Genomic DNA, 23,976 nt, shown 5'->3' on the forward strand with positions numbered 1-23,976 from the left:
GATGCGCGACGCGGGCCGCCGGCCGCCGCTCGATGCGCCAGCTCGTCGCGCTGACGCGTACGGCGCGTGCATCCGAACCGTTCAGAAGGCGCGTGATCGCCTCTTCGACGCTCATGCGCCCGCGCACCGATTTCACGCGCGCCTGCCATAGCTTCGCGTCGCCGACGCTGATGCTGACCCCGGCCTGCCGGCTGAGGAGGGGCAACACGCTCGACAAGCTGCCCTTGGGCACGTCGAACGCCCGGTCCTCGGCCGCCATCGCCTGCACCGGCAGGCTCATCACTATCGCTGCAGCGACAAGAGAGAGGCGGCGGGTCATGCTCAGCGGGTCAATATCCAGCCGTCGCCCTGCCGCTCGGCTTTTGTACCCGACAGGGCAGCAAGATCGGCGACGGTGCGGCCGCGATCCTTGTCGATGATCAGCGCGCCACGGAACGACAGCCCGGTCGCCTCGGGCGCAATGCTGACGTTCATTCCGGCCGTACGCTTCAGATCTTCCGCGACGACCGCCAGCGGCGTTCCGCTATAAACCAGGAGTCCCGTGCGCCAGCCGCCGACGCTGGCGACATCGACATCCTGTACTGCGGGCGCCTTCGGGTCGCCGTCGCGCGCGTCGATGCCTTTGCCCGCAACGACGCGGACGTTGTCGCCGTCGGGGTTGTAGAGAATCACCCCTTCCGAAACCGCGACCGAGGTCTGCCGCTCGCGCCGCACGACGTTGAAGGCGGTGCCAAGGTCGACGATCTTCGCGCCGCCCGCCTCGACCACGAACGGATCGTCCTCGCGGTGCACGACATGGAACATCGCCTCACCCGATTCCAGCCGGGCGAAGCGCGGGCGATCCTTGTCGATTTCGACGATCGAGCCGCCGTTGATCTCGATCCTTGATCCATCGGCGAGTTCGACGGTGCGGTGCTCGCCGGCCAACGTCTCGATCCGGTTGCTGTCGGCGAACAGGCCGGGGCTCGACAGGCCGACGGCGCCGATGATGACGGCTGCCATCGCGCCACCGAACCAGGCGCGCCGCGACGGCCGGTGACGGACATCGGGGATCGTCACGACCGACGGGGCGAAAACCGGGGGCAGGGCATCGAGATCGCGATCGAGGTCCGCGACCATATCGTACACCGCGGCATGGCCGGGATCTTCGGCAAGCCAGTCGGCGAACCCGTCCCAGTCGGCGAAATCGGGATCGCGCTGGCGAACGAGCCAGTCGATCGCGCGCGCTTCGGCGGGGGTGGCGTCAGGATGCATCGAGCTGCCTCCGGGTCACGGCAAGCGCGGCATAAACCTTCCGCAAATCGGATTCGACGGTACTCAGGCTGATCCCCATTTCGCTCGCTATGTCGCGTTGATTGACGCCATCGACCCGAAACCTGCGGAAGATGCGGGCAGAACGCTCGCCCGTCGCGACGATCGCCGCGTCTACAAGCGCCAGTTGTTCGCGCGAGATCAGCGCGGACTCGGTCGACGGGCTTTGGGTTGCAGAGGCTTCCCCCCACGCCTTGTCGCGCAATTCGCTTTGCCTTGCAGAGCGGTAGCGATCGAGCATCAGGTTGTTCGCGGCGCGCATGACATAGGACAGCGGCTCGGCGATCGGTCCGGTTGCGCGATCGGTCAGGCGCATCCACAGGTCCTGGAACAGATCCTCGGCGATATCGCCCGCACCGCGCACTTCCAGAAAACGCACGATGCGATCCCGGTTGGCGAGCAATACGCCTTCGATGCCCTGTGCGGCGTCGGTTCGGTCACGCGACTGGGTCATGGATTGCTTGCTTTGGAACGCCATCTTTTGCCGGTGGGCGCCACCCCGATATGCGCCATACGCCTCCCCGATGCCGCCGTCATATAGCGCCAATGCCCTGCGGCGCAACTGCGGCGGGAAGGAGGAGGGGGTGGCCAGTGCTAACATCAGCTTCTTCGTTCGTTTCTGCCAAGGCAAGGGGGAAGCGGGGGTAGGGGATCCGCTTCCCCCTTGCAGGCGGGGTCGGCCCGGGGGGCTAGAGACCGACCCGCAGGCTCGCACGGAATGCCCAGCCGACATGGCTTTGCTGTTCTTCCGCGGACAATTCGCCACCGACCTGGAAGGCCGAATTACCGGCGATGCCACGGATGCGGCCGACCCAGCCGCTCGTGCGATCATCGGGGACAAGGGTGAACGGCGTGCCGTCCTTGAACGACGCGGTCGTCGCGCCGAGCGTGCCGCTTACGATCTGGCGGCGTCCGCCTTCGATTTCGAAGCGCGTCCAGCCGTCATATTCGTCGGCACCGCCGAAATCGAGACCGATGGCCACGGTTCCCGACACCGCGAGTTCATCGCTGTCGCGGCTCAGCACCTTGAGGTCGAGCGCGTCGCCGCCGCCGGTTTCCTGATAGCCGTCTTCTTTGAGCTTGAAATAATCGACAGCGACCATCGGCCGGATCGACAGGCCGCCGGCGCGTGCATCATAGGCGAGCGAGCCCGACGCCGACCACAGGGTACCGTCCCACTTGCCCTTCATCGTCTTTTCGATGTCCTCGGCGCCATTTTCGGCGCGGAAGATACGCGTGCCCTTGAAGCTGACCGGCGCGCCGGAAACGCGGGCATTGGCCATGAAGCCATCCGAGCGCAGACGCCAGTGCAGGGCACCTTCGAACTGGCTCGAGCTTACTTCATTGGCGTTGCTGCCATTGCCGTCCTTGCCGCTGAGATACGCGACCGAGCCACCGAAATTGCCGACATCGCTCTCGATTTCGGCGCCGAGCGAGATGCCCCAGCCGCTGACGTCGTAGCTTGCGGTGTTCCCGACACCCTTCGAAGTACCCCAGACCGCCTGGTTGACCCAATAGCCCCATTTGCCCTCATCCTGGTACGGCGCGTTGGGATCCTGAAGATAGCGCGACAGGGCGCGCGAACCCGAGGTGACGGTTTCGAACACGCCGCCTTCATGCTCGGGCAGCATCTGCTGGAGCTGGCCCCGGAACTGGTCGCCGTCGGTGATGCCGAGGAAGACGTCCTCGATCTTCTGGTCGGCAATGACCGCGTCGAGCACGGCGTCGAACGCACCGGATTCGGACCGGTTGAGGCCCAGCTCGGTGGTGCTCTTGCGCGACACGTCGACGATGAGCTGGGTGGCGTTCGACGTCAGCGTGCCCTTGTAGAGGAAGGGCAGCAGCGTTTGCGACGCCGTCAGGTTGCTTGCGCCCGTCAGGCTGCCGGCGGTCAGCACCACATGCTGCCCTTCGGCGCGCTCGATGCTCGACAGCTTGAGCGCGAGCTTCGATTCGGCACCGAAGCTGGCATTGCCCGTGACCTGAAGCGCGGTTCCGGTGCTGCCGTCATCGAGCATGACGCCGAGCACGCCCTTGTCGGTAACGGCAAGCGACGCAATCGTCGCGGCGCCGCCGACGTCGAAGGTGCCGCCGGCAACCGAAACCGCCAGCCCCTGCGAATTGGCGAGCGTGCCCGAGAAGATCGACGTGCCGCCGATGCTGAGCGTATCGGTACCGCCGCCGAAATCGACCGCACCGGTGAATTTCGCGGTGCCGGCGAGGGTCATGTTGTCATTGCCGCCACCAAAGCTGGCATTGCCCGCATAGGTGGCGTCGCCCGACAGTGCGAGCTTGTTGTTGCCGGTGCCGAAGAAGCTGTTGCCCTTCACCGAGCCGTCGGCGATGTCGAACACGTCATTGCCGCCGCCAAAGCGGACGTCGCCGACGATGCTGGGGGCTGCGATGCCCGAGGCGACCGCGGTCTGCTTGACCGTTGCCCCCGCCGCGTTCGCCGACAGGTCGATCGCGACATTGCGGTTGGAACTTGCAAGGGCGCCGGTGGCGCTGATCGTGCCGCTGTTCTCGACGGTATCGACATTGCCGGAAAGGTCGACGATGGCACGCGCGGTGCCATTGTCACCGCCGGTCTTCGCCGCGATCGTGCCGCTGTTGCGGATCAACGGGACGTCACTGCCCGCCTCGACCAGCACTGCCGTCGCAACCGAAGCGGCGGTATTGCCCGCCGTCGTCGCCTCGACCTTGCCCGCGACCCGGATCTCGGGGGTCGTCGCTCCGCTACCGATGCGAATGGCCGTAGCGGCGACATCCTTCGAAAGCGCCGCCACGCTGCCGCTGATGCCGATGCCGCCGGCAATCGTCACCGTACCGCCAAGGCCGCCGATCTGCATGCCGTTGCCGTCCTTGCCGGCATAAAGCCCGTTGCCGACTACCGAACCGTCGATGATCAGTCCAAGGCCGGTCCCGGTCCCCGCGACGGGGCCGATCGCGACGGCATGGTCGGCCGCGCCGATGCGAACCGCCGCAGCCGAACCGAAGGAACGGATCGCCGCCGAGCCTTCCTTGTCATCGTCGATGCCGTCCTTGTCCTCGTCCTTGTCGTTCGGATTCGCATCCTTGGGCGGAACGGCAAGGACGATACCGCCCGTCACATTGCCTTCGATCGAAAGCGCCGGGCCGCCGATCAGCAGGTCGTCGGCGTCGAGCTTCGACGGATCGGCGGGCGGCGTCGTGTAACGATAGCCGGTGGCGGTCAGCGCGCCCTGCACGACAAGCGCGCCGTTGATGTTGCCCGCAAGCCGCGCGGCGGTGGCATCGACGCCGGTCGCGGTGATCGTCCCCGCAAGGCGGACGTTACCGGTGACGTCCTGCAATCCGACGCCCAGCGCGCGATCGCCGAGGACCGTGATCGTCCCGTCGTTGGTAAAGTTGCCGGTCAGCGGACCGCCGAGGCGAATGCCCGCCGAATCATTGCCTTCGATGGCGATGGTGCCGCTATTGACGATATTGCCGGTAAAGGCGCCCCCCGTCGCGATGCCCACGCGATTGCTGCCGACCGCAAAGGGTCCGTCAAGATCGCCGTCATTGTCGATATCCGTCGGCGCATAGGTTTCGCCGATGATGATCTTGCCAGTCGCCGCATTGGTGATGCCGCCCGACACGCCGCCGTTCGCAAAAATGCCCGTCGCGCCGTCGACATTGCTGAATTCGATCGTGCCCTCGTTGACCACCTTGTGATTGCTGTCGATGGTGACTGCGGTTCCCGACGCCGGTTTGACCGACCCTGTCGAGGTGATCTTCACATCGTCGGCGGCACCCGATTTGACGGTCGAGGTTCGCACCGGTGTCGTAATGGCGGTCGTGATCGTCGTTTCCGCCTGGGCGGTCGTCGACAGAAGGGTGGCCAGGCAGGTGGAGGCCAGCAAGGTCTTGCGCATCGGGTTCCTCTTGTGATCGGGGCCGGGACATCTTCCCGGCGACAATCACAAGACGGAGCCCTGCGGGCAGGGCCTTGGAAAAAAATGACCGCGGTGCGACGAAACCGGTAGCGCGCATGTCCTGCACCGCCCGTCCGCGGTCCTCCGCATCCGGTTCCCAAATCATATTCCCGACGTGCGATGGCGGACAGGGTGGGATTCGAACCCACGGTGAGCTTGCACCCACGGCGGTTTTCAAGACCGCTGCCTTAAACCACTCGGCCACCTGTCCGCGTGCCGCCGCCATAGCGCGTGGTGGCGGCCCGGCAAGCGAAACCTTGTGCGAACGGCCTGCCGCGCGAATGACTCGTCCTGTCTCGCGACCGCCTAGCCAATCCGCTCGCATCTGTGCGAGACACGCCCTATGGGTGGGGACATCATGCACGCTATCAGTTTCAGAACCGGACGCCTTTTCACTCTCGTCATCGCCGTGGTGTCGGCCTGGATGCTCACCGCCTCGGCCCCGCTCCACGCGCAGGGAGGGGACGCGGGCTTCGACACCTATGTCCGGTCGCTATGGCCGAAGGCGCAGGCGCGCGGCGTATCGCGCGCGACCTTTGACCGGGTCACCACGGGGCTGCGCTACAACCCCCGCGTCATTGCGCTCGATCGCGATAATCTTGGCAGCCCGCCAAGCCCGAATACGCCGATCCCGGCTTTCGCCCCCTACAAGGTAAAACATGTCGATGCTGCGCGCATCGGCGGCGGACGCCGCGTCCACGACCGGTTGCTTCCGCTCCTTTCGCGGATCGAGGCGCGCACCGGCGTTCCCACGAGCATCATGATCGCCATCTACGGTCACGAAACCGCCTATGGCCAGGTCACCGGCAATTTCGATCTGCCCGAGGCGCTGGCGACGCTCGCCTATGAAGGCCGCCGACGCAGCCTGTTCGAACCCGAACTGATCGCGACGCTGGTGATGGTCGAACGCGGCGTACCGCGCAGCGCACTGAAGGGCAGCTGGGCGGGCGCCTTCGGATATCCGCAATTCCTGCCATCGGTCTATCTGCAGGTCGCCGAAGACGGCGACGGCGACGGGGTCGCGCGCATCTGGTCGAGCGAGGCTGACGCAATCGAATCGATCGGATCCTATCTGCGCCGCGCCGGCTGGCGTGCCGGGCAGCCGTGGGGCGTCGCAGTCACGGTGCCGGCGAGCTTCAACCGGAGCGCGGTCGCCAATCGCCTGACGCCGACGCGCTGCCCGCGCGTCTTCGATCGTCACAGCCGCTGGCGGTCGATGGCCGAATGGCGCGCCGCCGGAATCCAGCCGGTCGGCGGACGCTGGCCCGACGGCAATATCCAGGCCACGCTTCTCGAACCCGATGGCCCCGGTCGCACGGCCTATTTGCTGACCGGTAACTATCGTGCGATATTGGACTATAATTGTTCCAACTTTTACGCACTGTCTGTGGGGTTGCTGGCGGATGAAATCGATCGTTAGGGGCGGGGGCCTGATGGCCGGTGCGATGCTCATGCTCGCCGGCTGTGGCAGTGTAGATGGCAAGCGCGAAGTCGGGCCGACCTCAAGTCCGGCGCCGGCGACCGGCGCGGCCGATGTCCCGGTAAAGCTTGGTGATCCTTACACAATCGGCGGCGTGACCTACACACCCGCCGATATCCCCGACTATGACGATGTCGGCTATGCGAGCTGGTACGGCGAGGAACTTGCCGGAAAGCCCACCGCCAATGGCGAGACTTTCGATCCCTCTGCGATCAGCGCGGCACACAAGACGCTGCCATTGCCAAGCTATGTCGAGGTCACCGCGCTCGACACCGGTCGGACGACCCTCGTACGCGTCAACGACCGCGGGCCAATGGTCGGTGACCGGCTGATTGACCTGTCGCGCGGCGCCGCTGCACAGCTGGGGATCACCGACGGGGTCGCCGCGGTGCGCGTCCGCCGGACGAATCCGCCGGCGGCCGAACGCGCGCAGCTTCGCGCCGGAAAGCCGGTCCCCGAACGCATCGCCACACCGGATTCGCTGCTGTCGATCCTCCGCAACAAGGCGAAGAGCCTCCCGGCTCCGAAAGGCGTGGCGGCTTCGACTCTGGTCGCTGCCCCGCCCGCAGCGCCGATCGCATCGGGCGCCGCCAAACCCGGCGACGATCGTTTCATCGTCGAAGACCCCGGCGCGGCAAGACCCGCACCCGGCCCCGCTCCGGTTGCCAAGCCCGCACCGGCGAAACCTGCGGCGGCGGCCAAGCCCGCGCAAACTTCGCCAGCGGGCAAATATGCCGTCCAGGTTGCAGCGTTCAGCAGCGAGGGCCGCGCCAACGCCGCCGCCAGATCGGTGGGCGGGACGGTCACGAAGGCCGGCAATCTCTGGCGTGTCCGCATCGGCGCATTCGCCAGCGATGCCGAGGCACAGGGCGCACTCGGCAAGGCGAAGGCCAAGGGCTTCCGCGACGCGGTGGTCGTGCGCGACCGGTGACTGGCCGGCATATGAACCGGGCGGTCATCCTCGCGAAAACCACTGCGGCGGCCGGCGCCGCCCTGACACTGGTGCTTGCCTTCCCGGCGGCGTCGGCCGGTGACACCCGACCCAAGCACGCGCCGGTCAGCCGTCCGCTCTATGTCACGCAAGCGCCGATCGTGCTGCTGAAGGACATGGATTCGGGCGCGATCCTCTTTTCGCGCGGCGCCGAAAAGCGCTTCGCACCGGCTTCGATGGCCAAGGTGATGACCGCCTATGTCGTGCTCGACCTCATCAAGAAGGGCGAACTGGCACGCGACAAACAATTCACCGTCAGTGAAGCGACGTGGAAGAAGTGGAACGGCAGCACGGGCGGTTCGACAATGTTCCTGCGTCCGAACGAAAAAGTGTCGGTCGACGAGTTGCTCAAGGGACTGATCACGGTTTCAGGGAATGACGCGGCGGCCGTCCTTGCGGTAGGAATAGACGGTAGCGAGGCGAACTTCGTCAAGCGAATGAACGATGTAGCTTCCGGAATCGGGATGAAATCGAGCAGGTTCGGAACGCCCAACGGATGGCCCGATGGCGGTGTGACCAAGGTCAGCGCCGCCGATCTTGTTACACTCGCCGACCGGCTGATCCGCGACCATCCAGGCGGATATGAACGCTATTTCGCGATCCCGAAACTCCGGCACGGGAAGTCGCCCAAGGGCGAGCCGATCATCCAGCCCAATCGCAACCCCATCCTCGGACGTTTCGAGGGCGCCGACGGCCTCAAGACGGGGCACACCGCCGAAGCCGGCTATTGCTTCCTCGGTTCGGCCAAGCGGGGCGGCCGCCGCCTGATCATGGTCGTTGCCGGCATGGCCAGTGAAAAGGCGCGCCGCGATGAGGCCGAGCGGCTGATGAAATGGGGCTTCGACGAGTGGGAAGGGCGCGAGCTCATTCCCGCCGGCGCCAGCCTGGGCCGGGTCGACGTCCGCAGGGGCGCGGTTCCCGCGGTGGCAACCGAAGCCGGTATTGCAGTGCGGATGACGGTTCCCAAGGGCTACAGTGGTGGCTATCGCGCGGTGATGCGTACCGCAACTCCCGTCTCCGCACCCCTCACCCGGGGTACGCCCGTTGCCGAACTGGTCGTCACTCCGGATGGATTGCCGTCCCAAACCACACCGCTGATCGCCGCTGCCGACGTGAGCCAAGGCGGCTGGTGGGCACGCGCGCGAACGGGCTTTTATCGACTGACCGGATTGTGAGCGGCCGCTTCATCACGCTGGAAGGCGGGGAGGGAGTCGGAAAATCGACGCAGATCCGCGCGCTCGCCGCAGCGCTGGGAGCGCGCGGCGTCGATGTCGTCACGACCCGCGAACCCGGCGGCAGCGCGGGCGCCGAAGTGATCCGTACGCTGCTCATGGAAGGCAGCGACGATCGCTGGGATGCGCGAAGCGAGGCCTTGCTCTTTGCCGCCGCTCGCGCCGATCACGTCGTCCGGACGATCCGTCCGGCGCTGGCGCGCGGCGCCTGGGTCCTCTGCGACCGCTTCGTCGATTCCAGCCGCGCCTATCAGGGGGGAGGGGGCGGAATCACCGACGCCGACCTTATCGCGCTGCACGGCTTCGGTTCGGAGGGCTTGCTGCCCGACCGCACCTTCCTGCTCACAGTCAGTGCCGACGAAGCGGCGCGTCGGCTGGCCGGACGCGGCGGCAGCGACCGCATGGGCAGCAAGCCAGCGGACTATCAGGCGCGCCTTGCCGCGCGTTTCGTCGAAATGGCGCAGGCCGAGCCGTCACGCTGGCGGATCGTCGATGCCGACGCGCCTGCCGATGAAGTTACCGCGGATATTCTTGCCGGGCTTGGGGAATGGCTGTGATGATCGGCCATCAGGGCGCCGAAAAGGCCTTTCTCGAAGCGTGGCAGGGCGGGCGGCTTCATCACGCCTGGCTGCTCGCCGGGCCTCAGGGGATGGGGAAGGGCGCCTTTGCCGAACGTATCGCGCGCTTTCTCGTAACGCACGGGCGCGGCGGCGAAGCGCAGGCCATCGCGCTCGACGATCGGGGCGATGAGTCGGCGGGTCGGCTGGTTGATGCCGGCAACCATCCCGAAATCCTTCGTCTCGCCCGCCAGCCAAAGGACAAGGCCAAGGAACTCGCGCGCAACATCACGATCGAGCAGGTGCGTCAGATGATCCGCCGCCTGCATCTTTCGCTGTCGCTCGGCGAGTGGCGCGTGATCATCGTCGACGCGGTCGACGACCTCGAGACCGACGGGGCGAATGCGCTGCTCAAGACGCTTGAGGAGCCACCTGCGAAAACGCTGTTCCTGTTGATCAGCCACTCGCCGGGACGGCTGCTCCCCACTATCCGGTCGCGATGCAGAACCCTTCGTTTTCAACCAGTTGATCGTGACGTCATGACAGCGTGGCTTCACGAACTGCGCCCGATTCTCGAAATGACCGAGGTGCGTGCAATCGTCGCGGCGTCGGGAGGCGTGCCCGGAAAGGCGCTCGCGCTGATCGACAGCGACGTCGCGGCCATGGAGAAAAAGCTGCTCGCGATTGCCGGCACGGGCGACCCCGAAAACCGCCTGCGCGAGGCGCTTGCACGCGAAGTCGGCGGTTCCAGCAACCGTGCCCGGCTCGAACTGGTGATCGATATCGTCCCGGGCCTGCTCACCCGCCTCGCCCGCGAACGTCCCGTCGCCGAAATCGCGCCGGTACTCGCGCAGTGGGACCGCATCCAGCGCACCGTCCGCGACGCGATCCGCGGTTCCTATGATGGATCGATGGTCGGCTTCGAAATCGGCAATTGCCTTGCCCAATTGGCCCCGCGGCAGGGACAGACGGCACGCTGACGCTTTCCCTCGCGCGCGCCAGCGGCTAAGGCGCGCGCATGTCCGAAAATAACGAACCTTTCTACATCACCACCGCGATCAGCTACCCCAACGGCCGTCCGCATATCGGCCACGCCTATGAAGCGATCGCGACCGATGTCATGGCGCGGTTCCAGCGCGCGCGCGGCCGCGAGGTGCGCCTGATCACCGGCACCGACGAACATGGGCTGAAGATGTTCCAGACCGCGCGCGACCAAGGCCGCGCGACGATCGACCTTGCTGACGAAATGTCGGGATATTTCCGGGAGATGTATGCCAAGCTGAATATCAGCTATGATAATTTCATGCGCACGTCGGACGCGGCGCATCATGCGGCGTCGCAAGCGATCTGGAAGGCGATGGAAGCCAATGGCGACCTTTACCTCGATCGTTACGAGGGCTGGTATTCGGTCCGCGACGAAGCTTTCTACGACGAAAGCGAACTGACCGACGGGGAAGGGGGCATCCGCCTCTCGCCGCAGGGCACGCCGGTCGAATGGACTGTCGAGGAAAGCTGGTTCTTCCGCCTGTCGAAATATCAGGACCGGCTGCTCGCGCTTTATAACGAGCACCCCGACTTCATCCGGCCCGAAAGCCGCCGCAACGAGGTGCTGCGTTTCGTCGAGGGCGGGCTCAAGGATCTCAGCGTTTCGCGCACCAGCTTCGACTGGGGTGTGCCGGTGCCGGGATCGCCGGGGCATGTCATGTATGTGTGGGTTGATGCGCTCACGACCTATTTGTCGGGGCTCGGCTATCCTGACCCTGCCAGCGATTTCGGGACATTCTGGCCGGCGAATATCCATATGATCGGCAAGGATATCGTTCGTTTTCATACCGTTTACTGGCCGGCCTTCCTGATGAGCGCCAATTTGCCGCTGCCCAAACAGGTGTTCGGCCACGGCTTCCTCCTGAACCGCGGCGAGAAGATGTCGAAATCGCTCGGCAACGTCGTCGATCCGATGGCGCTCGCCGACCGGTTCGGGGTCGATGCGCTGCGCTATTATCTGCTTCGCGAAGTCAGCTTTGGCCAGGACGGCAGCTATTCGGCCGAGGCGATCGTTCGCACCGCCAACGCCGACCTTGCGAACAGCTTCGGCAATCTCGCGCAGCGTAGTTTGTCGATGATTTTCAAGAATCTGGATGGCGAGCTTTCTGCGGATTATGCGCCCGCGCAAGACGATATCGACCTGCTCGCCGACCTCGCCGACATGGCGGCGGTCCGCCTGCCGCACGAATTCGGGCAACTTGCCTTCTCCGTCGGCATCGAAGACTGGATCCGCGCGGTATTCGCCTGCAACCAGTATGTCGACACGCAGGCGCCATGGACGCTGCGCAAGACCGACCCCGAACGGATGCGTGCGGTGCTGATGACCTTGTTCCGGGCAGTGCGCACGCTGGCGATCGCGATCCGCCCGGTCGTGCCGGCGGCCGCCGACAAGCTGCTCGACCAGATGGGCATCGCCGATGACGCCCGCGATTTCGCGGCGCTCACCGACAAGGACTGGTTCGCAAAGCTGGTCGCAAGCGGCTTCAAGGTCGGCCAGCCGGTCCCTATCTTCCCGCGGCTCGAACTGCCCGCCGACGAAATCGGGGGGGAAGGGGAGGCCTGATGCTCGTCGATTCGCATTGCCACCTCAATTACAAGGGCCTTGCCGAGCAGCAGGGCGAGGTGCTCGAGCGGGCGCGGGCGCGCGGCGTCACCGCAATGCTCAACATCGCGACGCGCGAAAGCGAGTGGGACGATGTGCTCGCGGCGGCCGAAGCGAATGAAGACGTCTGGGCGAGCGTCGGCATTCACCCGCACGACGCCGACCATCATCCCGACGTCGACACCGCCAAGCTCGTCGAGCGCGCCGCACATCCGCGCGTAATCGGCATCGGCGAGACCGGACTCGATTATTATTACGACAAGAGCGACCGCGGGCGCCAGCAAGATAGCTTTCGCCGCCATATTCATGCGTCGCAGCAAACCGGTCTGCCGATCATCGTCCACACGCGCGATGCCGAGCAAGATACGTTGGCGCTGCTTGGCGAAGAGATGGGCAGGACAGCTTTTCCGGGCGTCATCCACTGCTTCACAGCGAGCGATGACTTCGCCCGCAAGGCGCTTGATCTGGGTCTCTATATCTCGATCTCGGGGATCGTGACCTTCAAGAACGCCGCCGACCTTCAGGCAACCGCCAAATGGCTGCGCGGCGACCGGCTGTTGATCGAAACCGATTCCCCCTTCCTTGCCCCCGTCCCACACCGCGGCAAGACGGGCGAGCCCGCGTTCGTCGCCGACACGCTCGCTTTCCTCGCCGCGTTGCGCGGCGAGGAAGAGGACGCGCTCGCTGCCACGACAAGCGCCAATTTCTATGCGCTTTTCAACAAGGCGGCCGTGACGTCATCCGCGCCATGAAGCTCAGGATCCTTGGTTGCGGGACGTCGTCAGGCGTGCCGCGGATCGGCAATGACTGGGGGCAGTGTGACCCCGACAATCCGCGCAATCTACGCAGTCGGGCGTCGATCATGATATCGCTCGGCGGCTTTCGTATCCTGGTCGACACCAGCCCCGATATGCGGCTGCAATTGCTCGATGCAGGCGTGGGTGAACTCGACGCCGTCATCTGGACGCACGAGCATGCCGACCATACGCATGGCCTCGACGATCTGCGCCAAGTCATGCATTTGCGTCGGTCTCCAGTTCCCGTCTACGCGCGAGCTCACGTGCTCGATATTCTGAAATGGCGCTTCACCTATGCCTTTGCGGGCAACGCAGGCTACCCGGCGTCGGTCGATCCGATTGACCTTCAAGACCATCAGTCGATCGGACCAATCGAAGTGTCGGCGATCGAAATGCCCCACGGCCCGATTAAAGCCACCGGCCTGATCTTTAGCGACGGTGCGCACAAAATTGCCTATGCTACTGATTTTTCGAAATTTACTGATGAGATGGTCGATTTCTTTCAGGGTGTCGACCTGTTCGTGATCGATGCGCTGCGCCGCTATCCGCATCCGACCCATCCGCATCTTCAAATGACGCTTGAAGGGCTCGCCAAGGTGGGGAATCCGCGCGCGATCATCACGCATATGGACAATACGATGGATTATGACGACCTTGCGGCCGAATTGCCGCCGGGCGTCGAACCCGGATACGACGGATTGGAGGTGCAGCTATGAATGGTGACACGACCGTCGAGATACTCTGGTTCGCAGGCGCATTCGCACTGGTGCTGAGCTCGCTGCTCGCACGGCGGCTTCCGATGGCCGACTGGCTGAAGATGGCGCTCGCATGGGCGGCGATCTTCGGTCTGGTATTCCTCGTCATTCGGACATGGCAAGCGGTGACCTGATCGATGCATGGAGAATCTTCCCTCCGTACGCCCATCAAGACTTAACATAATATATATTATCGGATAATAATATGGCCGAACCCGTGCTCCAATCCCCCATCGATCGCCTGCTCGCCATCATGCGCCAGCTGCGCAATCCCGACGGCGGCTGCGAATGGGATCTCGCGCAGGATTTCTCGACGATCGCGCCTTACACGATCGAGGAAGCCTATGAGGTCGCGGACGCGATCGCCGGTGGCGATCCCGCCGCGATCTGCGACGAGCTTGGCGACCTGTTACTTCAGGTCGTATTTCACAGTCAGATCGCGACCGACGACGGCCTGTTCGGTTTCGATGACGTCGCCAATGCGATCAGCGACAAGATGGAGCGCCGTCACCCGCATATCTTTGGCGACGGCAAGACGGACGACGTTCGCCAGCAATGGGAAGCGATCAAGGCCACCGAACGCGCCGCCGACGGTCCAACGAGCGCGCTGTCCGGCGTCGCGCTGTCGCTGCCGTCGCTGCTGCGCGCGCAGAAGCTGCAGGCGCGCGCCGCGCGCGTCGGATTCGACTGGCCCGACACCGACGGACCGCTCGACAAGATCGCCGAGGAACTGGCCGAGGTCGCGGCGGCGTCGAGCGATGCCGACCGGCACGAAGAGGTTGGCGACCTGCTGTTCGCCGTCGTCAACTATGCGCGCAAGCTCGGCGTCGATGCGGAAAGCGCGTTGCGCGATGCGAACGGCAAGTTCGCCCGCCGCTTCGCCGGGATGGAAGATCGTGCAGGCGGCAGCCTTTCGGGCCTGTCGCTGGACGCGCAGGAAGCCCATTGGCAGGCGGTCAAGGCGTCGGAGCGTCCGTAGCCGGCCACAGCCGATCGAAGCGGGCGCGGTCGGCGGGGTCCAGCCGGACGGTTAGCACATGCCCCTCGCCCTCGGGCTCGTCCGCAAGAACTTCGCCGCGAGCGTGGAGCCATGCCATCGCCTCGCCCTGTTCGTAACCAAGGTAGATGCGCTCAAGCTTGTGGCGAGCAGTCAACTGCGACGCCATGAAGGTGCGCGCCGCTTCAACGCCGTCGCCCATCACCGCCGATATCACCGCCGCGTCACTCCGCCGCGCCGCCATCTCTTCGATGCTCGCGCGAAGATCGGCATCGGCGGTGTCGATCTTGTTCCAGATTTCGATCTGCGGGATCGCGTCGGTTGCATCGCCCTCCCCGCCATCCTGAGGGCCGTTAACCCCAAGCGATTCAAGGATCGCGCGGACGTCGTCATATTGCGCGTCGCTGTCGGGATGAACGATATCGCGTACATGGACGATCAGGTCGGCGGTCGTGACCTCTTCCAGCGTCGCGCGGAAAGCCGCGACGAGTTCAGTCGGCAGATCGGACACAAAACCTACCGTATCCGACAGGATCGCCTTGTCGATGCCGGGCAAGCGGATCTCGCGCATCGTCGGATCGAGTGTTGCGAAGAGCATATCTTCCGCCATGACGTCACTTCCCGTCAAGCGATTGAAAAAGGTGGATTTCCCGGCATTCGTATAGCCAACGAGCGCAATCACGGGCCACGGCGCGCGCTGCCGTTTCGAGCGCTGGAGCTGGCGCGTACGGCGCGCGTCCTCCAGACTGCGGCGGATGCGCGCCATACGGTTGCGGATCATCCGGCGATCGGCCTCGATCTGCGTTTCGCCGGGGCCGCCCAGAAAGCCGAAACCGCCGCGCTGGCGTTCGAGGTGGGTCCAACTCCGCACGAGCCGTCCGGCCTGATAGTCGAGATGCGCAAGTTCGACCTGCAGCCGCCCCTCGGCGGTCGCGGCGCGTTCGCCGAAGATTTCGAGGATCAGGCCCGTCCGGTCTATTACCTTGGTGCCGAACGCCGTTTCGAGATTACGTTGCTGGATCGGACTGAGCGCGGCATCAACCACGACGAGTTGCACGCCCCTTGCCGCGATATCGGGCGTGATCGCTTCGATCTGACCGACCCCGAGCAGCGTCGCCGCGCGCGTCTGGCGGAGACGCAGCGTGTGCACCGCGACGACGTCGAGTCCGATCGCCACGGCAAGCCCCCTCGCCTCCTCGGCGCGCGCGTCCAGATCACGCGCGAGGCGCTGGCTATGCCATTCGGGTACGACGATAAGCGCGGCGGCGCCGCGCGTTACCTCGTCTTCATTGTCAATTACCGGGTCGATCAGGCGTCGTCCGCTTCGCCGTCTGTCTCGCCATTGTCGGTCAGGTTGATCGGTCCGTTCGGCTGAACGGTCGAAATGGCGTGCTTGTAGACGAGTTGCACCTGGCGCTCGCGCTCGAGCAGCATGCAGAACAGGTCGAATGCGACGATATCGCCCTGAAGCATGACGCCGTTGACGAGGAACATCGTCACCGATTCGTCCGAACGGCGAACAGCGTTGAGGAAAACGTCCTGTAACGCCTTGCCCTTGCTCGCCGGCGCATCGCGCAGATTGTCGCCGAGCAGCGCCAAATCGAAATCATGCGACGGCATCACCGTGGAGATCGCATGCTTGTAGACAAGCTGCGACTGACCGTCGCGGCGCAGAAGCAGCGAGAAATTGTCAAACCAGGTGATGATACCCTGCAACTTGACGCCCTTGACCAGGAACATGGTCACCGGGGTTTTACTGCGGCGAAGGGCGTTGAGGAAAATATCTTGGAGATTCTGATTCTTATCGGACACATTGGCCTCCTGTTCTTGGCGGCAAAGCCGCGGCGCGATGCCGTTCGCCCGGCACCTTGACCTTCTTCTTCATTCAATATGCGACAAAGAGCAGCCGAGGTCTAGCGCAAAGCCACTATCCCTCGCCGTCCGAACTCTCGGTAAGACCCAAAAGTTTCAGTTTGCGGTGCAGCGCCGACCTTTCCATCCCGATAAAGGTCGCAGTCCGCGAAATATTGCCTGAAAACCGATTGATCTGGATGCGCAGATACTCGCGCTCGAAATTCTCACGCGCTTCCTTGAGCGGGATCGCGGTGATCGATTCCGAATTGGGCAGAATGTCCGCCCCGCCGCGCACGAGTTCAGCGGGCAGCATGTCGGCATCGATCCGCGCCAAGCGGTCGCTGGGCGCGAGGATCATCACACGTTCGATCACATTGCGCAGTTCACGGACGTTACCCGGCCATTCATGCGCCTGGAGCGCGGCCATCGCTTCCGAACTGATCTCGGGCGGCTGGACGCGCCGGTCTGCGGCATAACGGCGGACGAAATGGTCGCAAAGGCTGGCAATATCGTCACGGCGCTCGCGCAGCGGCGGAATATGCACCGGCACGACGTTCAGTCGGTAGTAGAGATCCTCGCGAAACCGGTTTTCGGCGATCTCGGTCATCAGGTCACGCGCCGAGCCCGAAATGATCCGCACGTCGACGCGGATCATCGTTCTGCCGCCGACACGGGTAAAGCTCTGGTCGGTAAGGACGCGCAGAATCTTGCCCTGGGTGGTCAGGGGCATGTCGGCAACCTCGTCGAGGAACAATGTCCCGCCATGCGCCTGCTCGAGCAGGCCGACGCGGATCGAGCCGTCATCGGCCTCGGCGCCGAACAGTTCGAGTTCGACCGTTTCGGGGTCCATGCGCGCCGACGAGATAACCCGGAACGGCGCGTTTTGTCGGCCGCTCCATCCGTGCAGAACGCGCGCGGCGACCTCCTTGCCGACCCCAGGCGCGCCCGTGATGAGAACGCGGCTTCCCGTTCCGGCAACGCGTTTCAGCGTCGCGCGGACATTATTGATGGCTGCGCTGGTGCCGGTGATCTCGTCGGAGGGACCGGCCTTTTCACGCAATTGTTCATATTCGAATTTCAGCCGCTCGCTTTCGGTCGCGCGCGCGACAAGGTGCAGCAGACGCGAAGCTTCAAAAGGCTTCTCGATGAAGTCGAACGCGCCGCGGCGGATCGCAGCCACCGCAGTATCGAGCCCGCCATGGCCCGAGATGACGATGATCGGCAGCGTCGGGTCGAATGCCTTGATCGCTTCGACCAGACCAAGCCCGTCAAGCCGCGACCCCTGTAGCCAGACGTCGATCAGGGCAAGCGACGGCCGTCGCTGGCGGATCGCCTCGAGCGCGGAATCGCTATCGAACGCAGTTCGCGCTTCATATCCTTCGTCTTCCATGACGCCGGCCACGAGGTCGCAGATGTCGCGCTCGTCGTCGACGATCAAAATATCAAGCGCCATGATCTTCTCTGTCCTGCCGGTTCCGGATGCGTCCGGGAACCGATTCACCATGCCCCATGCTCGTTTCCCCGCCCTTGCCGGCCAAGGCCCGCAGCCGGTCAGGGTGGAGCGTGAGGGTAACGCACGTCCCCTGCCCTGCCGGATTGTCTGAAAACTCCAGCTCGCCATAATGCTGCTCGACGATCTTTTTCACGATCGCGAGGCCGAGCCCCGTCCCGCCCTGGCGCGTCGTCATATAGGGTTCGGCGATAGCGTCGCGCGCTTCAGGCAGACCGATACCATCGTCGGTGACATGAATGGCGATCCGGTCATCGGCGCCGACCTCAATCTCTGCGCCGATATGGCCCGTCGCCACAGTATCGGAATTTTTATATTTTTCCTCAATCGCTTCAACAGCATTTTTGACAATATTTGTCATCGCTTGAGACAACAGGCGACGATCGCAAACAAGCGGTTCGATCTCGCTCGGCGTTTTGACGGTAAAAACGATATCGGGCTTCGCGACCTCGAACAGAAAGACCGCCTGACGCAGGATATCGCGAATATCCTCGACCCCGAACGTCGGCTTCGGCATGCGAGCGAAACTCGAAAACTCGTCGACCATGCGCCGCATGTCATGGACTTGCCGAATCACGGTGTCGGTGAGCTTGCGGAAGGTTACGGCATCGCCCTCGACCTTGTCGCCGAAACGCCGCTGGAGCCGCTCGGCGGCAAGCTGGATCGGCGTGAGCGGATTCTTGATCTCGTGCGCGATGCGCCGTGCGACATCGGACCAGGCGGCACGCCGCTGGTCGAGCAGCTGCTGCGTGATATCCTCGAAACTCAGGACGAAACCGTCGCCCTGCGCAACCGTCTTGGCGGCCAGTGTCGCGGGTTCGGCGTCGCTACGCGCGAGCTGGACCACGCCTTCGCGTTCGCCGCTGGTCAGCAGGCGCGCGAGTTCGGGGGCGACATCGGCGAGCGGCCGCCCGGTCAGGCATTCGGCCGATTGGCAAATCAGGCGCTCCGCTGCGGCGTTAGCCAGCAGGATGCGATGATCGGCGTCGACCGACACCACCGCCGAAGACACCCCGCTGAGCACCGCCTCGATAAAACTGCGCCGCGCCTCGAGCTGTTCGTTAACGCTGACGAGTGCGCCGGTTTGCCTTTCGAGCTGTTCGGTCATTCGGTTGAAAGCGCGGGTCAGCACGGCAATCTCGTCATCGCGGACCGGTGGCGTCACGCGAACCGAAAGATCGCCGTCGGCGGCTGTCCGCGTCGCGCCGATCAGTGTTCCAAGCGGACGAACAATCCGGTCGGCGACAACTATCGCGGCGAAGACCGCGAGCGCGAGCAGCAGCAGCGAGCCCAGATAGAGCGCGCCGTTGAACTGGAGCTGCAATTGCTGGGACCTTCCGAACAACGCATTATAGTCGGCCAGCACGCTGCGCGCGCGATCGAACTGTTCGAGGCCAAGTATGTTCGCATCGCGCGAGGCATAAACATAGGCGTTCGACCTTCCCGGAAGGCGCGTCGCCGCCTCGATCCGGTCTGATTTCTGCAAGACAACGACCTCTTCGCCCCGATTGAGTCTTGCGACCGTCTCCGGTGAAATTCTTGCCTCCGCCGCCCGATTATCCGGGTCGACCATCACGGGCGTGCGCGCGATGCCGTCAGCGCCGATTTCGATAATCGCCGACTCGTTCAGTTCGCGAAGCACGACCTGCTGCCCGTAAGCGTTCTGGAACGTCTCGCTGTCAATCGGATAGCGCGTCAGATAATCGCTGAGGTCCTTCGCCATGGTCGTGGTGTTCGCGCTCACCGATTTCTGGCTGTCTTCGTAGAACGCCTGCGCCATGCTCGCGGCGTTTTCGAACATGCCGCGCGACCGGTCGGAGTACCAGAAATTGACGCCGAACTGGAAGAGGAGTGACGCGAAGATGACGACAAGCAGCGTTGGCGCGGCTGCAATCAACGAAAACAGCGCCACGAGACGAACATGTAACCGCCCGCTGCTACCCGCTATCGAGCTTCCCGCCCGGCCACGCGCAACGCGGCTGCCGATGAGCACGATCAGTGCCATTGCGGGCACCAGATTGACGACCATGATTGCGGCCACCAGCGCAGGCGTGAGCAGTCGCTCGCTCTGCGCGTCACCGGTGACAAAAATATATGTCGCGATCGCAACGCTGACGATAACGGCAAGCGTGTAATATTCGGGAGCACCAAAACGCCAGAAGCCCGAGCGCACGTCCTGACTGTCCGAATCCATATCGAAAGTCAGAGAGGACGACTGCGTCATTGTTGCTGCGTTACGACAATCCTGTTGCATAGAAAACACACAAATTGCGCCAGCGCCGCCCAATCGACGCGATTTCGCGACGGTTTCCGTCGATCAGGGATGCGCCGGATCGATATCGAGTTGCCCCAGCCGTTTGCGTAATGTGTTGCGATTGATCCCAAGTCGTCGCGCCGCCTCCAGCTGGTTGCCGCGCACATCGCGAAGGACCCGGCGGAAAAGTGCCGCCTCGACGATCGCCTCGAGCTGACCGTGAATATCGCCTTCGCATTTTTCGTTCGCCATCTGCTCGCGCGCCCAATCGTCGACCGCGCGAGCGATGAGGTCGGCGGGCTCCGCAGCGCCTCCGCCCTCGCCATTTTCATGCAGTATCTTTTCCACGTCGCGCGCGGTGACGACCGTGTCTCGCGAGAGGACGGCGAGGCGCTGGACGACATTGCCCAGTTCGCGAACATTGCCGGGCCAGTCATGACGTTCGAGCCATTGCATCGCTGCAGGCGCGAACTGGCGGTCGGGCAATCCGAAGCTGCGGCCGGCCTCGACAAAATGACGGACGAGCGCAGCAACATCGCTGCGCCGGTCGCGCAGCGGCGGCAGGGTCACGGGAATGACGTTGAGGCGATAGAAAAGATCTTCGCGGAAGCGGCCGTCGGCCACCAGCGTGCGCATATCGCGGTGCGTCGCCGCGATGACACGAACGTCGGCGCGCAGCGCCTGATTCCCGCCGACGGTCGAATATTCGTTGCTCTGAAGGACACGCAGCAGCCGCGTCTGCGCCTCGAGCGGCATGTCGCCAATCTCGTCGAGGAACAGCGTGCCGCCCGCCGCCTGCTCGAACCGGCCGGCGTTGCGGCTGTGCGCGCCGGTGAATGCGCCCTTTTCGTGGCCGAACAGTTCGGCCTCGATCAGCTCGCGCGGAATGGCCGCCATGTTGATCGCGACGAACGGCCCGTTCCGGCGCAGCCCTGTCGCGTGAATCGCGCGCGCGACGACTTCCTTGCCGGTGCCCGATTCGCCGAGGATCAGGACGGCAAGGTCGTTCGAAGCAAGGCGGGCGATGGTTCGATAAACCGCCTGCATCGCCGGTGCCCGGCCGACGAGGCCGTGACTGTCGGCGTCGTCGGGCATATCCCTCGCCGCCGGCTCGGCGCGTCGTTCCAGTGCGGCGCGAACGCTCGCGATCAACTCGTCGAGATCGAAAGGCTTGGGCAGATAGTCATAGCTGCCGATGCCCGTCGCGCGAACCGCGGTGTCGAGGGTGTTCTGCGCCGACAGCACGATCACCGGCGTCGAGGCCTCGACCGTCGTCCGCGACAGCGAATCGATCCCGTCGCCATCAGGCAGGACGACATCGGTGATAATGAGATCGGGGCGGTTTTCGGCGAGCCACGCGTTGCGTTCGGACAGGCTGGTCACCGAGGCGAACTGCCCGCATTCACCCGTCAGCGCCTCGCGGATGATCATCGCAATCGCCGGATCATCCTCGACCAGCAGGATCGTCTTGTCCTTGCTCATGCGGACCGCCCCTTTTGCGCGACGGGAAGGTGGACGCGAAAACGCGTCCATTCGCCGTCGCGGACATGCTGGACGGTGCCGCCCATGTCGCGCGCAAGCTTCGCGACCAGCGCCAGGCCGAGCCCACGCCCCTCACGCTTCGTCGTCACGAACGGGTCGAACAAATCGCCACGGATATCGACCGGAACCCCGGGGCCATTGTCGCTGACGCTGACCTCGATCGGCAATGCGATGCGGCCGCGCCCGTCGCCGTTATCGACCGAAAGCCCGTGCCGGTAAGCGGTCGTCAGCCGCACCACGCCGTCATCGCGCCCTCCGAGTGCCTCGCACCCATTGGTCAAAAGGTTGAGTAATATCTGAACCATGGCGTCATGGTTACCATGTACCAGCGGCAGCGAAGGGTCGAAATCTTCCGCGAACCGGACTCCGGGAAACTGCCGCGCGCGCACCGTTTCCGTCGCCTGATGGATCGGTTGATAGAGGTTGATCGGGCCACACGCGATCGGTTGGCCGCGCGAGAAATGTTCCATCTGGTCGATCAGCGTCGCGATCCGGTCAACTTCGGCGCAGATCAGCGTCGTGAAACGTTCGCCGCCGCCATCGGTCTTGCGCGCCAGCAGCTGCGCCGCGCCCTTGATGCCCGCGAGCGGGTTCTTGATCTCGTGCGCCAGCATCGACGCCGCGGCCCCGGCGGCACGGCCTGAACGCCCGATTGCGCCGCCCAGCAGCTCGGCGTCGCTTTGCGACGGCACCAGCGCGAGGATGCGGTGGCCACTGTGCCCGTAGGGGACCATCTGCATGTCGACGAAGAATGATCGCCTGCCACCCACAGAAATCTCGGTCCGATGCGCGAAGAGCGCCGACGTCGTGGCGTCACTCATGCGCTGACGGTAGCTGCGGTCCATCTCGACGACGTCATAGACGACCCGCCCGACCATCGCCGAACGGCTGACATTGCAAAGCTGCTCGGCGGCCGCGTTGACGAAGAGCACAACCCCGCTGCCGTCGATCAATAGCGTGGGTACGGGGTGCGACTGGATCAGCTCGTCATGGTCGAAGCTCGGGATGCTCGACGTGCGTGCGGTCACGCGGCGGCCTTGCTCAGGAACGGCGTATAGAAGCGTTCAAGCGCGTCGAGGACATCGCGGCTGTTCGGGATCTGGTTGACCTTGTTCCGGAACTCGGCCGATCCATGCAGGCTCTTGACGTACCAGCCGAGGTGCTTGCGCGCCATGTTGACCCCTGTGATCTCACCATAATGGTCAATCATGGCGCGGTAATGCGATGTAATGACGTCATATTGTTCGTCGATGCCCGGATCGGGCCGTTCAGCCTCGCCGCGCAGCGCCGCCATGACCTGGCCGAGCAGCCACGGGCGGCCATAAGCGCCACGACCGATCATCACCCCGTCGGCGCCGCTCTGGTCGAGCGCGGTCCGCGCGTCGGCGGCAGAACAGATATCGCCGTTGACGATGACCGGGATCGAAACCGCGTCCTTGACGCTGCGTACGAAACCCCAGTCGGCCTCGCCGCGATACATCTGATTGCGGGTGCGACCGTGGACGGTGACGAGCTTTGAACCCAGATCCTCGGCGATATGCGCGAGTTCGGGGGCGTTAAGGCTGTCGTGGCACCAGCCCATACGCATCTTGACGGTCACCGGCACCGACACCGCCTTGACGCAGGATTCGATCAGCGCTGCAGCCAGTTTCAGGTCACGCATCAGCGCCGATCCGGCATCGCCGTTGGTGACCTTGCGCACCGGGCAACCCATGTTGATGTCGATGATTGACGCGCCGCGATCTTCGTTGAGCTTGGCGGCTTCGCCCATTTCATACGGCGTACAGCCGACAAGCTGCATCGAGACCGGCTCTTCAACCGGGTCCCATGCTGCTTTCTGGATCGACTGGCGTGTTTCGCGGATCGCTGCCTGGCTCGCGATCATCTCGGTGACGTTGAGTCCCGAGCCGTAATAGCGCACAAGCTTGCGGAACGGCAGGTCGGTGACGCCGGTCATCGGCGCGAGAATCACGGGATCCGCGATGGTGATTTTGCCGATCTGGATGGGCCTGAGCGGCGCCATGGCGGGGAGCTTTCGTCAAATTGCCTAAATTTTGAGCAGCCCCTACACGCTAAGCCGCTTTCCCGCAAGG

20 protein-coding genes, 1 tRNA gene and 1 pseudogene are annotated in these 23,976 nt (G+C 64.2%); 10 read left to right on the forward strand and 12 right to left on the reverse strand.

What is annotated here, in order from left to right; translation table 11 throughout:
• From VN047_RS11070 to VN047_RS11090, 5 genes and pseudogenes are all read right to left on the reverse strand, one after another.
• Positions 1–319 (reverse strand): annotated as a pseudogene (locus VN047_RS11070) (STN domain-containing protein); the annotation flags it as partial.
• A 2-nt stretch (positions 320–321) separates the two neighbouring features.
• Complete coding sequence (locus tag VN047_RS11075; protein WP_325542626.1) at positions 322–1,254, reverse strand: FecR family protein; 933 nt, start codon at positions 1,252–1,254, stop codon at positions 322–324.
• Positions 1,244–1,912 (reverse strand): RNA polymerase sigma factor, encoded by a 669-nt coding sequence (locus VN047_RS11080; protein ID WP_325542628.1) that lies wholly within the window; start codon positions 1,910–1,912, stop codon positions 1,244–1,246. Before VN047_RS11080 ends, VN047_RS11075 begins: the two co-directional genes overlap by 11 nt.
• Before the next feature lie 88 nt (positions 1,913–2,000).
• On the reverse strand, positions 2,001–5,207 hold the full coding sequence (locus VN047_RS11085) for an autotransporter outer membrane beta-barrel domain-containing protein (RefSeq protein ID WP_325542629.1): 3,207 nt from the start codon (positions 5,205–5,207) through the stop codon (positions 2,001–2,003).
• Positions 5,208–5,388: 181 nt separating this feature from the next.
• Positions 5,389–5,478, reverse strand: a tRNA-Ser gene (locus VN047_RS11090).
• Positions 5,479–5,625: 147 nt separating this feature from the next.
• Between VN047_RS11090 and VN047_RS11095 the strand changes: the two genes are divergently transcribed.
• The 10 genes from VN047_RS11095 to mazG all read left to right on the forward strand — a co-directional run bounded on the left by VN047_RS11095 (position 5,626) and on the right by mazG (position 14,705).
• Positions 5,626–6,687: a lytic murein transglycosylase gene (locus VN047_RS11095; RefSeq protein ID WP_414712698.1), complete on the forward strand. Its 1,062-nt coding sequence runs from the start codon at positions 5,626–5,628 to the stop codon at positions 6,685–6,687.
• Positions 6,671–7,678: a septal ring lytic transglycosylase RlpA family protein gene (locus VN047_RS11100; RefSeq protein ID WP_325542631.1), complete on the forward strand. Its 1,008-nt coding sequence runs from the start codon at positions 6,671–6,673 to the stop codon at positions 7,676–7,678. Before VN047_RS11095 ends, VN047_RS11100 begins: the two co-directional genes overlap by 17 nt.
• A gap of 11 nt (positions 7,679–7,689) precedes the next feature.
• Complete coding sequence (locus VN047_RS11105; RefSeq protein WP_325542633.1) at positions 7,690–8,913, forward strand: D-alanyl-D-alanine carboxypeptidase family protein; 1,224 nt, start codon at positions 7,690–7,692, stop codon at positions 8,911–8,913.
• On the forward strand, positions 8,907–9,527 hold the full coding sequence (tmk, locus tag VN047_RS11110; protein WP_325542690.1) for a dTMP kinase: 621 nt from the start codon (positions 8,907–8,909) through the stop codon (positions 9,525–9,527). The genes VN047_RS11105 and tmk overlap by 7 nt, the downstream gene beginning before the upstream one ends.
• Positions 9,518–10,507: a DNA polymerase III subunit delta' gene (locus VN047_RS11115; protein ID WP_325542635.1), complete on the forward strand. Its 990-nt coding sequence runs from the start codon at positions 9,518–9,520 to the stop codon at positions 10,505–10,507. The genes tmk and VN047_RS11115 overlap by 10 nt, the downstream gene beginning before the upstream one ends.
• A 38-nt stretch (positions 10,508–10,545) precedes the next feature.
• Complete coding sequence (gene metG / locus VN047_RS11120; RefSeq protein WP_325542637.1) at positions 10,546–12,135, forward strand: methionine--tRNA ligase; 1,590 nt, start codon at positions 10,546–10,548, stop codon at positions 12,133–12,135.
• Positions 12,135–12,926 carry a TatD family hydrolase gene (locus VN047_RS11125; protein ID WP_325542639.1) on the forward strand — a complete coding sequence of 264 codons (792 nt, stop codon included), beginning with the start codon at positions 12,135–12,137 and terminating at the stop codon, positions 12,924–12,926. The genes metG and VN047_RS11125 overlap by 1 nt, the downstream gene beginning before the upstream one ends.
• Positions 12,923–13,687 (forward strand): MBL fold metallo-hydrolase, encoded by a 765-nt coding sequence (locus VN047_RS11130; protein ID WP_325542641.1) that lies wholly within the window; start codon positions 12,923–12,925, stop codon positions 13,685–13,687. Before VN047_RS11125 ends, VN047_RS11130 begins: the two co-directional genes overlap by 4 nt.
• The gene (locus tag VN047_RS11135; protein ID WP_325542643.1) at positions 13,684–13,860 is read left to right on the forward strand and encodes a hypothetical protein; all 177 of its coding nucleotides are present in this window, start codon (positions 13,684–13,686) and stop codon (positions 13,858–13,860) included. The genes VN047_RS11130 and VN047_RS11135 overlap by 4 nt, the downstream gene beginning before the upstream one ends.
• Positions 13,861–13,931: 71 nt before the next feature.
• The gene (gene mazG / locus VN047_RS11140; RefSeq protein ID WP_325542645.1) at positions 13,932–14,705 is read left to right on the forward strand and encodes a nucleoside triphosphate pyrophosphohydrolase; all 774 of its coding nucleotides are present in this window, start codon (positions 13,932–13,934) and stop codon (positions 14,703–14,705) included.
• On the opposite strand, the gene hflX is transcribed toward mazG, so the two are convergent.
• The 7 genes from hflX to dusB all read right to left on the reverse strand — a co-directional run bounded on the left by hflX (position 14,683) and on the right by dusB (position 23,906).
• On the reverse strand, positions 14,683–16,035 hold the full coding sequence (hflX, locus tag VN047_RS11145) for a GTPase HflX (RefSeq protein ID WP_325542692.1): 1,353 nt from the start codon (positions 16,033–16,035) through the stop codon (positions 14,683–14,685). The genes mazG and hflX overlap by 23 nt on opposite strands.
• Positions 16,032–16,535 (reverse strand): RNA chaperone Hfq, encoded by a 504-nt coding sequence (gene hfq / locus VN047_RS11150; protein ID WP_414712699.1) that lies wholly within the window; start codon positions 16,533–16,535, stop codon positions 16,032–16,034. Before hfq ends, hflX begins: the two co-directional genes overlap by 4 nt.
• Positions 16,536–16,650: 115 nt before the next feature.
• Positions 16,651–18,030 carry a sigma-54 dependent transcriptional regulator gene (locus VN047_RS11155; RefSeq protein WP_325542647.1) on the reverse strand — a complete coding sequence of 460 codons (1,380 nt, stop codon included), beginning with the start codon at positions 18,028–18,030 and terminating at the stop codon, positions 16,651–16,653.
• Positions 18,020–20,311: a sensor histidine kinase gene (locus VN047_RS11160; RefSeq protein ID WP_325542649.1), complete on the reverse strand. Its 2,292-nt coding sequence runs from the start codon at positions 20,309–20,311 to the stop codon at positions 18,020–18,022. Before VN047_RS11160 ends, VN047_RS11155 begins: the two co-directional genes overlap by 11 nt.
• A gap of 93 nt (positions 20,312–20,404) precedes the next feature.
• Complete coding sequence (gene ntrC / locus VN047_RS11165; protein ID WP_325542651.1) at positions 20,405–21,823, reverse strand: nitrogen regulation protein NR(I); 1,419 nt, start codon at positions 21,821–21,823, stop codon at positions 20,405–20,407.
• Complete coding sequence (locus VN047_RS11170) at positions 21,820–22,911, reverse strand: two-component system sensor histidine kinase NtrB (RefSeq protein ID WP_325542653.1); 1,092 nt, start codon at positions 22,909–22,911, stop codon at positions 21,820–21,822. Before VN047_RS11170 ends, ntrC begins: the two co-directional genes overlap by 4 nt.
• The gene (gene dusB / locus VN047_RS11175; protein WP_325542655.1) at positions 22,908–23,906 is read right to left on the reverse strand and encodes a tRNA dihydrouridine synthase DusB; all 999 of its coding nucleotides are present in this window, start codon (positions 23,904–23,906) and stop codon (positions 22,908–22,910) included. The genes VN047_RS11170 and dusB overlap by 4 nt, the downstream gene beginning before the upstream one ends.
• Positions 23,907–23,976: the final 70 nt, after the last annotated feature.

Source organism: Sphingopyxis sp., assembly GCF_035565275.1.
Lineage (GTDB): Bacteria > Pseudomonadota > Alphaproteobacteria > Sphingomonadales > Sphingomonadaceae > Sphingopyxis.

Bases quoted from the DNA above. Each gene is read 5' to 3' on its own strand.
- VN047_RS11155 (WP_325542647.1), bottom strand. From the start codon at position 18,030: ATGGCGCTTGATATTTTGATCGTCGACGACGAGCGCGACATCTGCGAC.
- dusB (WP_325542655.1), bottom strand. From the start codon at position 23,906: ATGGCGCCGCTCAGGCCCATCCAGATCGGCAAAATCACCATCGCGGAT.
- VN047_RS11160 (WP_325542649.1), bottom strand. From the start codon at position 20,311: ATGACGCAGTCGTCCTCTCTGACTTTCGATATGGATTCGGACAGTCAG.
- ntrC (WP_325542651.1), bottom strand. From the start codon at position 21,823: ATGAGCAAGGACAAGACGATCCTGCTGGTCGAGGATGATCCGGCGATT.
- metG (WP_325542637.1), top strand. From the start codon at position 10,546: ATGTCCGAAAATAACGAACCTTTCTACATCACCACCGCGATCAGCTAC.
- VN047_RS11130 (WP_325542641.1), top strand. From the start codon at position 12,923: ATGAAGCTCAGGATCCTTGGTTGCGGGACGTCGTCAGGCGTGCCGCGG.
- VN047_RS11115 (WP_325542635.1), top strand. From the start codon at position 9,518: ATGGCTGTGATGATCGGCCATCAGGGCGCCGAAAAGGCCTTTCTCGAA.
- VN047_RS11075 (WP_325542626.1), bottom strand. From the start codon at position 1,254: ATGCATCCTGACGCCACCCCCGCCGAAGCGCGCGCGATCGACTGGCTC.
- VN047_RS11125 (WP_325542639.1), top strand. From the start codon at position 12,135: ATGCTCGTCGATTCGCATTGCCACCTCAATTACAAGGGCCTTGCCGAG.
- VN047_RS11085 (WP_325542629.1), bottom strand. From the start codon at position 5,207: ATGCGCAAGACCTTGCTGGCCTCCACCTGCCTGGCCACCCTTCTGTCG.
- VN047_RS11100 (WP_325542631.1), top strand. From the start codon at position 6,671: ATGAAATCGATCGTTAGGGGCGGGGGCCTGATGGCCGGTGCGATGCTC.
- VN047_RS11105 (WP_325542633.1), top strand. From the start codon at position 7,690: ATGAACCGGGCGGTCATCCTCGCGAAAACCACTGCGGCGGCCGGCGCC.
- VN047_RS11095 (WP_414712698.1), top strand. From the start codon at position 5,626: ATGCACGCTATCAGTTTCAGAACCGGACGCCTTTTCACTCTCGTCATC.
- mazG (WP_325542645.1), top strand. From the start codon at position 13,932: ATGGCCGAACCCGTGCTCCAATCCCCCATCGATCGCCTGCTCGCCATC.
- VN047_RS11080 (WP_325542628.1), bottom strand. From the start codon at position 1,912: ATGTTAGCACTGGCCACCCCCTCCTCCTTCCCGCCGCAGTTGCGCCGC.
- VN047_RS11135 (WP_325542643.1), top strand. From the start codon at position 13,684: ATGAATGGTGACACGACCGTCGAGATACTCTGGTTCGCAGGCGCATTC.